The organism is Corynebacterium sp. 21KM1197 (assembly GCF_033783015.1).
GTDB lineage: Bacteria > Actinomycetota > Actinomycetes > Mycobacteriales > Mycobacteriaceae > Corynebacterium.
Genome location: NZ_CP123907.1, coordinates 640207 through 656971, shown reverse-complemented (window position 1 = coordinate 656971; position 16765 = coordinate 640207). Strand labels below are relative to the sequence as shown.

Genomic DNA, 16765 nt, shown 5'->3' with positions numbered 1-16765 from the left:
GGTTATCTCTTTCTCTGTAAGGTGCGGGCGGCATGACGGAGAACTCCGCCGCAACACATCTGGGCTAGTTCCGGGCGATCAATATGGTGCATGTGATCCCCAGGCACAAGGACAGGTCCGAGGACGTCAGGGGACAGGCGCTGCCACCCTGCGACAGAAGCAGTAATCAACTCTTCATCGGCGTATCCTTTCACCACAACGATTGATGATTGGGTCGTAGCACTTCCCGGAGGTGGTGGGGAGTATGTCTCAATGAGGCGGTAGTCCTCGCGGATCGCCGGGAGGTACAACGCCGCGAGCTCGGATTCGGCGAGAGCCCGGGCAGTGTCCGGGCTGCTGCGAGACAACGCCTCAACGAGGGCGCCGTCCGCCCTAAGATGCAGGGTGCCGCCACCCACGTGATCCGGGGAGGTCTGCCCGCTGACGACGAGCGTCGTCCCCTCGCCCCCGCCCGCACGCTGCCAGGCGAGCAGCGTCTCATAGGCGAGGATCGCTCCGAGGGAATGGCCCGCGAGTATGAGGGGAGACGCGGCGTCGAGAGCGGCGGCTATTTCCTCGGCGAGGTCGCGCATCGTCGCCGGGTGCGCGTCGCCCAACCGATGATCCCGGCCAGGATACGTCACCCCGAGCACCCGAGCCTGCGATCCCGCGATCCGGCCCCACGGTGCGTACTGCCGGGGGCTTCCCCCGGCGTGGGGGAAGACCACGATAGTGGAGGAGGGTGCCGCCGAGCCCGGCACGGGGACGAGGATATTTCTCATCAGCGCGCCTCCTGCGGTGGGTCCATCCGCACCGGCGGCGTGGAGCGGATGTCCACAGGCGCCGGGAGGGCGGAGGAGACGCGCAGCCACCACCGCAGCACGAACACCGTGCGCCGGCTCTCCCCCGCGCCCGCATCGAGGAGCCCGGCGACCGCACGGCGAATGCCCTCTGGCCATGCGGTTTCCACGAGTTCACCCCAGGTGGGCGGGACGGGTCCCCGCCCCCACTCCTGCGCAACCGCGCCGTTCGGGTCAGTAAGTGCCCCACCTGCGATGTGCGGGCGCTGCGACCAGCGAGGGAGTGTGCCAACACCATCCCACGTCAGTTCCCCATCGGCAGTCTCGACGACCGCCGCAGCGACCGGCTGGGAGTGATTGTCCGGGTCACGTGGATCCATGCGGTGATCCAGCAGGATGTCAACGGGTACTCTCCCCCACATCCCAGAGATAAGCCATCGGCCCGGTGCGGCCCCGGGGGCGATGCGCGCGTCTCCCAGCGGCACCGCGCCCACTGCTTCGGCGAGCAACAGCGCCGCCCGGTCAAGAACCTGATGGCTCGTGCGGAGCAAGACGTGGGTGACGGTTGATCGTAGGATAAGCGAGCGAACCGCGTCAATGAACGCTCGGACGGAACCGAGGTGCTCATAGAAGCCGGTGACCCGATAGGTCGTATCGTACTCGCGGGCCAAGGAGGTCAACGTGGCAACGGTACCCGGATCAACCGGCAGCTCCTGGAGCACAGGGATCCCGGCGCGGAGCAACCCTGCGGCGAGGGCGTCCCCCTGCCCACCAACCACCCCGCTGCGCACGGCGATAACGGCCACTGCCGTATCCCGGGGAAATCCGGGAAGGCTCGGTACCTCGGTGGTGTCACCGACGGCGAAGTACCGTACCCCCAGATCGCGGGCGAGGGTTTGGCCGGTTCGCCCGCCAGTGCCGACGATCGCCGTCAGCGGTACTGGTGAATCAGGGCCCGCGAGCGCCTCCGCGTAGCGGGCACCGAAACCCGCTCCGACGACCACGGCTCCCCGGGAATCGAGGTCGTAGGTGAACGTCACGTCGCCGGTCCACGCGGCCCCGCTCGCATACGCCCACCGGGCTCCCTGCTGCGCCTCAGCGAATAGCTTCAGAGCCGCCTCCGCAGCAAAGTTTCCAGTCGCTCGGTAGCTGTCCGCGCATTGATAGTCAGCGGTCACGGTCTCATGCCCCGCCCGGATGCGCACGGCGATGCGGAAGTACCGCTCTAGCTCACTCTCCCTCCGGGATGCGGCGGCAACATCCTCAGCCGTGGCTTCCCCTGCGATAAGACGGCGGAGTTCTCGCACAGTCTCCGGGGCGTCCATGACATTGATTCCCCGCAGATACGCGACACCGGCCATGCGGGCGGCGTCCACGTATTCCTCGTCGAGATGCACGCTAAGCGAAGCCCCATTCGGGGGGCGCCATCCTGGTGCGGATGGTTCGCAGGCCTCACCCTTGACCACGGCACCATCACGCCACACCGCTCCCGGCCAGCCACCGTCGGCGGAAAGCGAGTCAATGTATTCGCGCAGCGTCGCCGTCGTCAGCGGCTGGCGCCCGCCGACGGCGATCTCCACTCGCGCGCGGCTCGGATCTGCCACCAGCCGCAGCGCCGCCGTCAGCATCGCTCCGGTTAATCCCGGTTGCACACCGGCACCGAGGAGGACGCTTCGCCCGGCACGCAGCGCGGCCCCGTCGAGCTCAGCGATGATCCGCTCCGAGCCGTGAGCGTCCACGACGTGCAGGCCCAACGACAGCGCCGCACGGGCCAGCGGTATGGTGCTTACCGACGAAGGCCCCACCGCGTTAATGAACACGGCCGGGTCTCCTTCGAGAAGGGTGGCACCCAGCGCTGACCTCGGATCATCCTTGAGATCGAGCAACGCCGTCTCCACGGTCGGCCCGGGTTGGCCGTCGGTACACGCCGCGGCGGTGGCCGCGAGGCGATTGATATCACGACCGAGGAGCACCACGCGGTCCCCCTGGCCAAGCACGCGGATCAGCCGCGCCGCCGCTGCGGACCCCACTGCCCCGGTAGCGCCACTCACGAGCACCGTTTTGGTCATCGCTCCTCCCCCGATCCCCACCACGGTGTCCTCGCCAGCACCAGGTCTGCTACCGCCGGTGCGTGCGCGGCGTCGAGACAAGTGAAGTGGTCACCGTCGATGTCTATGATCTCAAGGCCGCCCTGGCACTCTTGAGTCCAGAACGCCGTCATATCCTCTCCGAGGTCCGGCAGGAAGGACAGCGGATCCCGCTGCCGCAGGAATGTCACAGGCACGGTCACCGGCGGCTCGGACCATGCCGCCACCGCCGCGAGACTGTGAACGTACACCTGCCGCAGGGCGGCGAGGGATTCCTGGGACCACGCCCGCCCGGCCTCCGTGCGGAGGAACCTACCGATCCGCTCGTTCGATGTCCGTGGCACGCGGGCCAGCTGCGCGCGCAGGTTCTCGCTGGCGTAGCCGTGGAGTACCTCGGCGGTCATGTCACCGTGCCCGTCTCGTCGGGCCGCGCGCAGCACGCCACCGAGGGCATCCTCGTCAATGTCTATGCCCATGTCCTGCGGCCTGCACTTCATAAGGCGGGCGAAGGAGAAGTCCAGAAGGATCTCATCGCGCACGGTGAAGGGGATCCTGTAGGAACTCATGACCGTCGCGGCGGCCTCCACCCCGCACGCGGCGAGACGGTCGGCTATACCGGCAGCGAGGAGCCCGCCCATGCAATACCCGATGACGTGTACTCGCTGCGCCTCGGTCTCCAAGACGCTCGCAGCATACCGCTCGGCAAGATCGTGGAATAGCGTCTCCGGCGGGGTCGTGAGATAGTTGTCTCCGGCGGAGCGCTCGATGCCCAACACCGGCCCCGCGCCGCGCTCTGTCAGTTCCCGGAGGAGCTCCGCGTACGGGGCGATGCCGCCGGAACCGTCGTGGACCATCACCGTGAGATCGGTCATCCCGGCCTCGGTGCAGGGCAGCAGCCACGTGAGGCGAGGGCCGCCCGTGGGAGACGGCGCCTCGTGCGCTGTTTCTTTCGGCACGGTAAGCCCCAGTACGCGGCGGCAGCCATCAATTGTGGGGTCGGCGACGATGGCACGCAGCGTCTCGTCCCAGCTCGGTAGATCCTCCCGATCGATCGCGCGGCGCATCTGCCCGATGCACCGCGCGAGCAGCAGGCTATCGCCGCCGAGATCATAGAAGTCAGCGTCCCCGGTCAACGGCTCGGACGGATCGAGGCCGAGGACTCGCCGCCAGGCATCGGTCACCGGGTCCACCGACGCGGCTACCCGCGAGCTGGTCGGGCGCGTCTCCGACACCAGGGCGGCCACGGTGGCGCGATCCCGCTTCCCGTTCGCTGTCAGGGGCAAGGCCTCAACCACCCCGATCCGTCGAGGTCGCATCTGTTCAGGCAACATTTCCGTGGCGTCAAGCGCGTCCTTGGGGTTTGACTTCCGCGCGATAAAAACGTGTTGAGCCCCGAGTTCCAACGCCGACCCCGGTTCCGGAAACACCGCGACAGTCGTCAGCGGTGAGGCGTCGAGCGCCTCCCGCCACTGTTCGAGGGTGAAAAACGGCGAACCCGTGATCAGGCGGTCATCGGTCGCTTCGCCCAGACCCTCCTTGAACTCCATCGAGGCCATGAGGGGAGCGTTCGTCGCCGTCGAGTCGATGGCGACGAACACCCCGCCCGGGGCAAGCATGTGATCGATCCGTCCCAGTGCGTCGTCGATATTCCGAGCGTTGTGCACCACGTTTGCGCACAGCACCACATCTACCGATCCCGGCTCCACACCCTGTTCCTCGGGATCGGTGTTGATGTCGAATAAGGCGGTGCGCACCTGCGGCCACTCCTGTTCGGCGGCCCCGGTGAAGTATCGGGACACGTCCGTGAACAGGTAGTCCACGCCGATCTCTGGTAGCTCCTTGATCACCTCGGCGGTCGTCCCACCAACACCCGCACCGATCTCCAGGATTCGACACGTCTGCGGAGAAAGGCTCCGCGCATGGTGCGCAACCGCCGCCGCGCACACCCGGTTGAGGTATGAGGCCAGGAGGTTTTCCCCGTAGGCGGCGCGAGCCACGGACATATCCCCTGCGGGGAATAGAAGGGAAAGGGGGTCCACGCTGCCTTCTAGCAAGCCCGGCAGCTCGTCCAGGCAGGATCGCAAATAGTCTAGCTGGCAACGGCCGTAGCCTAGCCTCTCATCGAGCCGGTAAATCTCCGCCCAGTGATCCTCCGTAGCGATCTCCGGCTCCACCACGGACACTCGCCCGTCAGCACGCCGCAGGCGGCCCACGCGCTCCAACTCCTCTATCCACCTGTCGATGAGAGTGCCGCGGGCCTGGGCACCTGTGCCCGCGACGATCTCATCTCGGCTCGCGGTTCCGTCTGGGGAATCAAGGGTCACTCGTGCAATCTGCGCGGTCATGGCGTCAAGCGCGGCGGCGGTCACCAACTCGTGTATCCGCCGAAAATCCCGGCTCTGGTCCTCGTTGAGTCCCTCCGCCCGGCTCCGGGCGGTGACCGCAGCCGCCAGTGCGCCCGGGGGCGAGGTGGCCTCGGGCACGACGACGGCAACGAGTTCCTTCCGATCCCCCTCACCCGTCACTGCGGCAAGAGCATCGGCAATCCCTTCGATCTGTCGCAACCCAGCCTCGACCTCACCGAGTTCGATGCGGTGACCACGGATCTTTATCTGGCCATCATCGACCCGACCACAGAATTCGATCTCTCCGTCCGGCAGGTACCGTCCGATGTCCCCGGTGCGATAGCACCTCTCCCCGGTACCGGGATGCCGGCCAAACGCTGCTTCCGTGCGCTCTGGATCGCCGAGGTATCCCTCGGCCACCCCATCCCCGGCGATAACGATCTCCCCGCGCTGACCGATCGCCGCGCGACCACCGCTCCGATCCAGAACCCACACGGCATGATGGCCGAGCGCGCGCCCATAAGGCACCGAGCGGCACGTGGCGTCCTGCTCCGGGGTGCAGCGGTGGGCGATTGACCAGATGGATCCCTCGGTAGCACCCCCCAGAGCGTCGATGATCGCCTTCGGGGCGAAGGCCCGCACGCGGGCGGGTTGATCCACTGGTACTCGATCTCCAGAGACGAGAACCGCGCGCAGCGGTATCTCTTCGGTGGCGCCGTCTGCATCGCCCAGATGATCGAGCAGGATCGTCAGTTGCGCGGGCACAGAGTTCCACAGCGTGACGCCGTGCCGACGGAGATCCAGCGCCCACGTCTCCGGGTCTGGGACCGTCCCGCACGTCGGCACCACCACGGCGCCCCCTGCCCCGAGCACCCCAAAGATGTTAAATATCGCGAGATCGAAAGATGGGCGGGATACTGCGAGGACGCGATCTTCGTCCGTGAGGCCCAGACGGTCCTCCATCTCATCGAGGGTTGCGCATACCTGGCGGTGGGTTACCGCCACCCCCTTCGGAGTGCCCGTCGAGCCGGAGGTGAAGATGACGTACGCGAGTTCGTCGGTCAGCGGCTCGGCCAGCGCCCTCCGCACCGCGTCCCGCCACTCTGTTGCGTCTCCCTCGCGGGCCGCCCACAGCGTAGCATCGTCAATAACTGGAACTTCCTCCGTATATGCCCGCCGCACTATGTCCAGCACGGCACGGATCCGGGGTTTCGGCCAGTCAGGGTCGAGCGGCACGAAGGCACGTCCCCTGAGCAGCGCGGCGAATTGCGCCGCTATCTGTTCCTCCCCCGGCGGGAGGAGCACCGCAACCGGCGCGCGGCCTCCGGGAAGCCCCTCAGCGATCCGCACCGCCGTCGCGCACAACTCGCCCCGGGACATCGTGTGATCCCCGTGGATGATCGCCGGAGATTCCGGGACGTCGAGCGCCGCGCGCAAAAACCGGCCGTGGAGCAGCCGCCCGTTCATCGACCGGGTTCGCACTACTGGCTCCGGCTGGCGGGGGGCGGGCGCGTCTAGATCCCCTGCGGCGAGTCGATCGAGGGTGTCCTGGACATCGGCAAAGAGGGCATCCAGCACCGCTGGGTGGAAACCACCGTCACGCGAGTCCCAGTCCATCGTGACCGCCTCTCCGTCCGGGGAAAGCTGCACGTCAAGGAGCACCTGCGGGGTCTTACTGATCGCTGTTCCGGGCACCGCCCGGAGGATCTGCGGGGGTTCGGCGGTGTCCACCCCCACGGTTGAGGTGAAAACAATGGGGATACGGCCGCGGTCCTCCCCACCTGCGCGACGCAGGTCGCGCAGGACGCGCACACCCGGGTAGGCCGCGTGATCGAGGGCATCAAAAAGCCTGCGTTGGAGAGCCTGCGCCGTTGGCGCGAGTTCTCCTCCCAAAGGTAAATCGAGGACCACAGTCGAGGTGAAGTCACCGACGATCCTCTCCATTTCCGCGGCGGAAGGGCCATCCTCCAGGGGAGCGCGGTTCACGGTCGTGAGGGTGACCAGGGCAGAATCTTGTTCTTGTGCATACCCACTAATCCCGATGTCCGCATACCGCCGTGCGGCTGTAGCGAACGCCGCGAGCACCAGCCCGGAGGGAGTGACCGCCAACCCAGCGGCTGTATCGCACAGTCCACGCCAGGCTTCCGCGTCCAGACGATGACTGCGGCGCGTCGTCCCCCCGAGTCCCGTCGCGTCGGGATCCGGGGAAAAAATCAACGCCGGCGGCAGGGAATCCAGCCGATCCTGCCACCAACGGGCGTCCCGATCTTGCTCTGCACGCCCCTCTGGTGTTTCTGCGTGTCGGGCGCGAGCCTCCAGGCACTGCCTGAATGTCATTGCCGGGGCATCGAGGGGGGCGGATGGGTTCCGTAGGCAGTGGTCAAGATCCCGGACAAGGGACCGGATACCTACGTAGTCCGTGACGATGAGATCCACCGAGAGATGCAGTACCGGATCACCGGAGCCGACGGTGAGCGTAAGCTCCACCATCGGTGCCTGACCGACGGGGAAATTCCGTTCCTGTGCCTCGGCGCGAACAATGTCTCGCGCAGTCTCCGGGTCTGGTGCGGTGACTCCGGTGCCGGTCTCCCCGGCAGAAACGTCGATCACGCGCACGTGAGCCTCGGCGGTATGGTCAATACGTTGACGCCCCTCGCGATCGACGAGCGCCCGAAGCATCTCGTGGGCATCGACTACTTTCCGCCACGCGCGACGCACCGCCCCAACGGGATCCGCCGCCGAAGCCGCGTCCAGCCGGTCAAGGGGCAGCGCGAATTCGCTATAGCCCTGGCAAGCGACCCCACCATCCTCGTAGGCCGTCGTACGGCCCATGAGGTAGCTGGCCTGCACATCGGTGAGATCGAACCAGCCCTCCGGCACGTCTGGGCAGGTGGGCTCTCCCACCGTACCGATCACCGCGTCGCGGAAGGTGCCGAAATCGGGCATGGTCAGCAGGGTGCGAAGCGCGACGTTGATCCCGCGCGCCCGCAGGGTACTGATGCAGCGTGTGGCGGCAAGCGAGTCGCCTCCGGCTCGGAAGAAGTTGGTGTCCTCAGTGACCCGATCGAGCCCCAGGGCCTGCGCCCAAGCCTCGGCGAGAACCGCCGCATCCCCACTCGGAAGGTCGGTGAGTTCTGCAACGGTGCGCCGAACCACCCGGCGCGCAACCTCCTCGGGCATAACCTGGACGAGATAATCGGCGGTGAGGTGCAGGCCGCCACCGTCATCGGCGACCTGGAGATCGAGGACCACCTGCGGCGTCGTGGAGGACGCCTCAACCTGAGTGCCGAAACTTCGCTCGCGCAACGGACGCTCCGGTTGGGAAGTAAGGCCCAGGGCGCACGTGAATACGACCGGGAAGAGCCCAGCCACGGGGTCGCCGCTGGTTTGCACCGCGCGGGCGGCGAGGCGCAGCGTATCGCGTGCCGGATCGTCTGCGCTGGCTACCGCGTCCTGTGCGGAGCGCTCCGCGACCGCGCGGTCTCCGGCGCTCAGGCCATGCAGCACAGCGAGGCTGAGGCTCGTGAAGTCTCCGAGTACCCGATCGATGCCCGGCACGGACAAATCCCGGTCGAAGCGGGTGAGGTTGATGGTGTGGCTATCCTCACCGGTCTCTGCGGAGAGGGCACGACCGAAGGCGGCGAGGACACCGGCCGCCGGGGTGATACGGCGGGTGGCGAAGCCCGCGCGGATTTTCTCCCACGCCGCGGCGTCGATATCCGCGCCAACCCGGGCCATTGAGGAGTCGGTGAACTGGGCGAGTGTCTGGCGATCGGGGACGAACGGGGCCGGGGGAAGCTGCTCTATCACGGTGTCTAGGCGTTCGTCCAGTTCGGTGGGGCTGAGCATCCGTCCCTGCCACGGAATGGGGGCCACAGGATCGGTGAGCCACGGTCGCTCCGAAAGGTATGCAGCGGCAGAGGCGGTATCATCTCCACGTACCTTCGGGTCGGTATAGCGCTCCTCGATCTCGTTCATGAGCAGCATCATCGACGCCCCGTCGAGCAGGAGGTTATTCATCGACACCGCGATGGTCGCTCCGTCCGGCCCGAGGGACACGCGCACCGCCAGCGGCCCCTCCGCACGCGGATCGGGCGCGCGGTCTCGCAGTTCCGCAACAGCGTCGTCGGTGACGGCCCACGCATTCAAGGAATGCTCGGCTGTGATTCGGGCTACGGGCGCGCCGTCTGGCCCATCCACTATGACCGTACGAAGAACCGGGTGGCGGCGCACGGCCGTGCGCACGGCCGCCTCCAGGCGGGAGGTGTCCACTGCGGGGGCGTGGAATACGAATAGGCAGCGGGCGGGGGCACCTCCGAGAAGCTGCTCGCTGTCTCCACCGGCCAGGTAGGCCTGCTGGACTCGGGTGAGGGGGTGCGTATCCACGCCGCGGCGCCCACCGATCACCCGGCGACGCAGCTCACCGAAGGTCGGGTTGTTAAAGACGTCTACGGCGCGGAGGCCGGTCACTCCGGCCTCACGCAGATCCGCAAGCACCCGCGTCGCGGCGAGGGAGTCCCCACCGACAGCGAAGAAATCCGTGTCGTCGGAGATATCGCCGCCGGGGAGGTAGGGCAGGTGTCGGCGCCAGCTCGCCGCGAGCGCTGTGGTGACATCAAGCCGATCCGACGCCGCGGGAACCGTGGTCGCGACCGATGTATCGGCACCGGTGTCTGCAGCCACTGCGCGCAGAATGACGCTGTGTCCGTCCTCTGCTTCGAGGTAGCGAAGGCGCAGGCCGGCCTCGGCTACCAGTGCCGACCACTCGGCGGCGGGGAGCAACCCCCCGCGATCGTCGGCGTCCCCGAGCATCGCCGGATTCACCAGCGCCGCGGAAACGAGCGTCGCCGCCGTCGTGTGTTCGGCCTCGATGACATGCACTTCCGCGCCCCGCGCCAGCGGCACCGCCGCGAGCCCGGCGCGCAGGCGTGGGTCCCGGTGCAGGGTACCGCAGGCCACCACGACATCCGCAGGGGAAGTCAGATCGGCGGCGTCGGGGACGCACGTCCGCCCGTTGACCGTAGCGATGTCCGCTATGAACTCGTCGGGTTCCACGACGATCCAGCTATCCGCCCCCTCTGGGGTGGCTCCACCGATCCCGTACCCGAGTTCCACGACGTTTACTCGATCTCCATGCTCGGCGCGGCGGAGCACCCGCTCGTTCAGGGCGTCCAGCGCCCTTGCAACCGTGGGCTGAGCCGCTGCGAGAGCGCGCGGGGAGAGCACCGGGTGATCGAGGATCGCAAAACGCCGCGCACGGCCACGGACGATGTCCGCGAGTAACTGTGCATCCTGGGCGGACCAGGCAACGGGGGCATCGGCACACCGGGCTGCCTCTGGCCCATCGGTGACAAACCGCCGCCATGCCGCGACGACGGGTGCCGCCCAGGGCACGAGGTCGGTCGAGGCATCGAGACGCGCCATCGCGTCCTTGAGGAGGGCGGACACAGTAGCGGGTTCAGTGCGGGAGACGGTGCCTCCTAGTCGGCCGACTAGCTCGCAGAACATCTCGTCTACTGCGCCCCGGTCGAGTACGCCAACAGGCATGTCCCAGCGGATCTCCACGGTCGCTTCGTCGAGCGTCGTGAGCTGGCAGTCGATGAGCACTCCAGGGGTCCGCGTCAGCGACCAGTCCACGTGTACCTCACGGGAGGCGGGAACGAAAGCAGCGTCATACCCCACCACGGACGTGAATACCACCGGGTAGCGGCCTGTCCGGCCGTTGCTGACAATCTGCATGCTTCCCCCCGTGAGCGCGGCTGCTAGTGCGGCGTGTGTCGCGGCAGGATCGGCCACCGCCGGGCATGCGCACACGCCCAACCGGGAAAAGGCCCCCAGAACCTCGCGGTCATCACCGTCCGGGCGGTAGCTCAGCGGGACGACGATACCCACCTCCTTCATGCCCGACCGCTGCGCGAGGAGAGAACCAAACTCAGAGAGAACCACCGCAGAGATGGTTGCCTCGGATCGTTCGAGAGCAGCGAGAGGAACGCGCGCCCGGATGCTCTCGAAGGTTGCGAGCGGGGTGTTCGCATCGAGGTGGGATGCCGCGGCAATGGGAAGCACCGGGGGCTCAGGCGTGACCGTTTGGAGTCCGGTAAACCCGTCTTCCTCGGCGGTGAGGGCGTAGCAGTGCCGGGCAAATACCTCGGCGGAGGGGTTCACCCTCGCTACCAGATCCGGGTTCTCCCCAGACAACGCGGCGGTGAGGGTGCCGAGGATGACGGCGAGGCTGCGTCCATCAAGGGCCAGGTAGTTGATGAGCACTCCGACCTCACGCGCTTTTTCTCCGGGGAGCACAAGTTCCAGCGGCACCCTGGGGGTGGCGGAGGAAAGGTATCCACGGAGATCTGCAGAGCAGTGAAGCACCGTGACGAGCAGGGCATCGCGGGGCTGCACGACGCGCTGAGCATCATCGCCATCACGGATGACTCGCAACCCAGCCCAGCGAGTGACAAGCCCCTCCGCCGCACCCCTGACCTGCTCAGAGGTGAAAACGACGCCGGCGCTACTGAGGATCGCCGCATACGCGGTGGCGGCGCGGACTGTGCCTCGGATACCGTCGATCCCCAACGCATAGGCTCGCTGGAGCGGGGTGAGGGGAAACCGGGCGCCGGCATCGGCCATGTGGTCTGGGCGCTCTGCTTCCTCGTCGCCCATGTTCTCCATGCGTCCCGCCGCCTCCACGGCGGCAGCGAACCTGTCGAACGTCGGGTTGCCGAATAAGTCCGCGGCCGTCACCCGGTAGCCAAGCGTCCGCAGGCGCGAGCACACGGAGGTCGCACCGACGCTGTCGCCGCCAAGGGCAAAAAAGTTCGATTCCCCAGCATGATCCGTGATCCCGAGCACGGCGGCCCAGGCTGCGGCCACGTCGGCCTCTACCTCTGGGGCGCGGGGGACTGCGTCTTTGTCTTTTCCTTCCTCAGCGGTCAGGACTCGCTCGGCCCACGCGCGGTCGATCTTTCCATTCGCGGTGAGTCGTAATTGTGGCACAACGGTCACATCGCGCGGCACCATGAATCCCGGCAAGGTCGCGGCGAGAGCCTCACGCACTCGGTCAGCGGTCTGCGCTTTTCCTGCAACCGCCACGAGCGCACGCAACGCTGTGTTCCCCGGCTCGGGGAGAACCACGGCCGCCTCGACGCCGTCAAGGGCCCGGAGGTGGTGCTCGACATCCCCGAGTTCCACCCGGTGCCCACGGATCTTTACCTGGTTGTCTCTCCGACCGACGAAGAACAGCAGGTCATCATCGCCCCAGTAGCCATGATCGCCAGTGCGGTACCACCGGGAACCGTCGGTGTCGGTGATGAATCGTTCGGCGGTCAGATCCGGCCGGCCGAGGTACCCCGTGGCGAGGCTCAACCCGCCAATCCACAGCTCCCCCACTACGCCACCCGGCACGTCGCGCCCGGCGGCGTCGACGATCCGGTACGCCTGCCCCGGGAGGGGGCGGCCATAGGGCACAGAGGGCCAGGCCGGATCAAGATCCTCGGATCCATCGATAACGTGCGCGTTCGACCAGATCCCGCCCTCGGTGGCGCCGCCCATAGCAACGACGCGTGCCCCACCCGGGATCGCGGTGACGGCGCGGATGCGCGCGGGCAGCGTGGGCGATACCCAGTCACCGGAAACGAGCACCAGGCGCAAGGACAAATCCGACCCCTCCTCGGCGGCGACGGTGAGCATCTCCGCAAGAGCGGGGGCGCTGTTCCACGTGGTCACGCCGTGTCTGCGAATAAGTTCGCACCAGGCAAAGGCATCGCGGTGATCGTCCTGCGCGATGCACACCACGGTGCCCCCCGCTCCAAGGAGACCGAAGATATCAAAGACGCTGAGATCAAAGTCTAAGGAGGATACTGCAAGGACGCTGTCCTGCGGGCCGATTCCGTAACGGTCTACCACGGCAGCGACGGTGTTCGCCGCCGCGCGGTGGGTCATCACGACGCCTTTGGGCGTGCCCGTCGAGCCAGACGTGAAGATGACGTACGCACAGTCCTCGCCGTCCACGGCACGCGGCAAATCAGCCGGGGTCTCCCCGACGGTGTACACCTCGGGGGCCACCTGGTCGATGACCGCCGCTGGCTGCGTGGCCTCCGTGATGGCGCGTATCCGCTCATCGGGGGTATCGACGCTCACCGGCAGGTAGCCCGCCCCGAGGTATAACGTGGCGAGCACTGCCGTGATCTGGTCTCGGCCCTTCGGCAGGCGGATCAGCACGAGATCCCCCGGGGCGACCCGGCCCGCTAGTTCCGCCGCGAGACGGAGAGCCGCATGGTGGAGTTCGGCATACGTAAGGTTCGCACCGAGGGCGGAATCGATGACGGCCGTGGCTCCCGGGCGCTCCTCCACCTGCCGCAGCCACGCCCCGTGGAGGGTGGGGGCGGCAGAGTCCACCGGCGGCACGGAGTTCAGGGCATCGCGCCGCTCAGTGCCGGATAGCCGCACGAGCTCGTCCATCGGCCGGTCATCGCACCCGGCGTCCAGCTTTTCCGACGCCGCGATCCGATCCAGCGCGTCGGTTACCGTCCCCAGCAACTCCGGCCCGAAGGTATCGGGGAAAGCGCCGTCGCGCACATCGAGAGCCACGCAGACCTCCTCCGAGGTGAGGCGGAGGATCTGTAGATCGACGAGAACCTGCGGTGTCACCGACCCCGTCGCCGTGAGTTGCCCGAAGGTTTCCAGCACGTCATGAGGGAATAACACCTCTTCCCCACCACACGTAAGCACGAACGGCAGACTCCCGCTGTGGCCCTCACCCTGGCGAAGCAGGGCGCGCACCTCCTCCGTGGAATCCAGCCCATTGCGAATACGGCGGCGCAGCTCGGCGCTCGCCTCCCGGGAGGCCTCCCCAAGGGTGCTACCGATCGCCGATGGCGGGCGCACAGCCCACATCCGCGTTCGATCCAAGACGTCTCCGGGAGTACCACGAGCGTCGAGGCCGGGAACGATGACCGTGAAGTCCTCGCTTCCGCACCACAGACCGAGCGCATGCCGATACACCGCGAGCAGGAGCCCAGATCGGGTGGCTCCCGCCGCCTCAGCGACGGCCCCGATCCTTGCCCACGACTCCGGGTCAAGCCTGCGGACGTGCCTGGTCACAGTCCGTTCCGGGGTGCCGACGAGCGGAATGCTCGGGCCCTCGGGAAGGTAATCCGTAGCCCGAGGCAGCGTTCCCGCTGGCGTGATCTTTTCTTTCTTTTTCTCGCGCCCAGCGATGTCCGCGAAGGTCACCCACGGCCCAGCCACACCGGAGGATCGATAAGCGGCAGCCAACTCCCGGACAATAATGCCCGTGCCGGCGAGGTCCGCGACCGCGAGAGAGATGCTGATGTGAAGAATCCCCCACTCGTGGCCGTCATCGGTGCGCCAGCGGAGGATGTCTAGCCACCCGGACTCCCCGGCCGCATGGTTGGCGTGTCTACCGAGGATCTCCCGACGGTGCCCAGCCAGATACGCTGTGAGTTCCTCGTGAGTGCCCGCCCCCTCGGTTTCCGCGATGGTCAGCGGCGGACGCGCCTCCTGGCCGGCATCGATATGCCTGCACTCAACGATGGTGGAGCGCAGCACCGGGTGGCGGCGCAGAGCGGCGACGGCGGTTCGCAGCCGGTGACCATCGATGGGATCGCCGATGAATTCAAAGAGAGCGAGGCAATCGACGCCGCCGTAGAGCTGATCCTCTTCGCGTCCCGAGAGATACGCCCTTTGCGTACCGGTGAGCGGACGACTCATGACATGGTCACGATCCTCGCCACTACCACGGCCAGACGTGGCTTGTGGTGACTTCACAGCATTCCTCCATCATATAAAATACGAGTCACACGATAAGCGGTATGACTTTTGACAGTAAAGATTCTTGTGGTGCACATCGCCAATGGGGTTGCACGCCAGCGCTCACATCTATCCCCATCCGTACCGACACGCCCCGCCAGGCATGCAAGTGCCCCGAAACAATAAGTTCAAGTACATGAATTTATTTATTCAATGATCTAGAATCATATCAGAATCTATCCTCACAATCAGCAATATTGATCCACATCACACATTCCTAAGGAGGATCACGTGAATGCCCGCTGGCTCACCGCCGTCGTCGCCCTCTCGGCGGCACTCATGACACTCGACATGACCGTCGTCACCATCGCCCTGCCCAACATCACCCGAGAGTTCTCCACCGGCCTTGAGGACACCCAGTGGATCGTCAACGCCTACGTCCTCATCTTTGCCGCACTACTCCTCGGCGTCGGGGCGCTCTCCGATCACATACCTCGACATCGGCTGTTCATACTCGGCCACCTCATCTTCGGGGCGTCGTCCCTGCTTTGCGCGCTGTCCGGCTCCGCCGGGATCCTGATCGTGGGGCGGGTGTGCCAGGCTATCGGCGCGACGCTCGTATTCGGCACCTGCATGCCCCTTATTGCCGACGCCCACAAAGGAAACGACGCCGCCCGCTCCCGCGCTGTCGGCGCGTTCATGGCCGCGGGCGCGGCGGCAGCGGCCCTCGGCCCGCTACTCGGTGGGTTCCTCGTCAACGGCGGAGGCTGGCGCTGGATCTTCGCCGTGAACATCCCGGTCAGCATCATCGCCATCATCGTCATGGCTCTCGTCGCACCGGGCACCGCGGGCGCGCGGCGGAAAACCACCGGGAGAGACTGGGTTTCCACCACGCTCGTCGCCCTCGGACTATTCGGAGCAAACTACGCCCTCATCACCGCCCCCAACGCAGGCTGGTCGGCCGCGAACGTCCTCGCGGCGGGCGTCGCCTCCGTCCTTTTCCTCGTGACATTCGCCGTCATCCAGCTGCGCGCGGGCGAGGATGCCCTGCTCGATCTCCGCCTGTTTGCCGTGCCCTCTTTCAGCGCGGCGATTATCCTGTCCTTCACCAGCCGCCTGGTGACCTTTGGCCTGCTGACGTACCTGATCTTCTGGCTCTCCGGGGTCCAGGGGCTCTCCCCGATCGGGGTGGGCCTCGTCCTCCTCGCGCTCGCCCTGCCGATGGTCATCATCGCGGCGCCGTCTTCAGCCCTAGAAAAGACGGGCAGAGTCAATATCGTCACGGGGGTGGCGATGCTCATCACCGCCCTCGGCCTGCTCTGGGCAGCTCTCACCCTTGGGCCGGATACCACGTGGCGCTCCGTGATCGGCCCGCTGCTCGTCATGGGCATCGGCGCCGGGATGGCCATGCCTCATATGATGAACATCGCCATCGGGGTCGTGCCCGCCTCCCGCGCCGGCGCGGCCACCGGAGCGGCCAACAGCGCCTTCCCCCTGGGCACCGCCGCCGGCGTGGCGATGTTCGGGGCGATCCTGACCTCCCGCATCGATGCGCTGGCCTGGGTACCCGCCCCGGTCCGGGAGGCCGCGACCGCCGGACAGATCGACCTGCTGCACGGTGCCCTTCCGGAACCCCGCGTTCAGGAGATCACGGAGGCTTTCATAGCTGGGCTAGATGCGATCCTCGTCACCGGTGCCGCGGTGTCCGTGGTGTGCGCCCTCATCTGCTTCTTCTCGATCCGACAGAAGGATCGGTACATCACCCCGGAGAGCGCATAGGCTATTT

At 66.8% G+C, this 16765-nt stretch carries 4 protein-coding genes; 1 reads left to right on the top strand and 3 read right to left on the bottom strand.

The window, feature by feature from the left end; all coding sequences use genetic code 11:
- Positions 1–2 precede the first annotated feature (2 nt).
- The 3 genes from OLW90_RS03210 to OLW90_RS03200 are packed head-to-tail and all read right to left on the bottom strand — an operon-like array spanning position 3 to position 14940.
- The gene (locus OLW90_RS03210) at positions 3–761 is read right to left on the bottom strand and encodes a thioesterase II family protein (protein WP_319651328.1); all 759 of its coding nucleotides are present in this window, start codon (positions 759–761) and stop codon (positions 3–5) included.
- Positions 761–2848 (bottom strand): Gfo/Idh/MocA family oxidoreductase, encoded by a 2088-nt coding sequence (locus OLW90_RS03205; protein ID WP_319651327.1) that lies wholly within the window; start codon positions 2846–2848, stop codon positions 761–763. Before OLW90_RS03205 ends, OLW90_RS03210 begins: the two co-directional genes overlap by 1 nt.
- Positions 2845–14940, bottom strand: a complete 12096-nt coding sequence (locus OLW90_RS03200) for a non-ribosomal peptide synthetase (RefSeq protein WP_319651326.1) — start codon at positions 14938–14940, stop codon at positions 2845–2847. Before OLW90_RS03200 ends, OLW90_RS03205 begins: the two co-directional genes overlap by 4 nt.
- A gap of 330 nt (positions 14941–15270) precedes the next feature.
- Between OLW90_RS03200 and OLW90_RS03195 the strand changes: the two genes are divergently transcribed.
- Positions 15271–16758, top strand: a complete 1488-nt coding sequence (locus OLW90_RS03195) for an MFS transporter (RefSeq protein WP_319651325.1) — start codon at positions 15271–15273, stop codon at positions 16756–16758.
- The last annotated feature ends 7 nt before the right edge of the window (positions 16759–16765 follow it).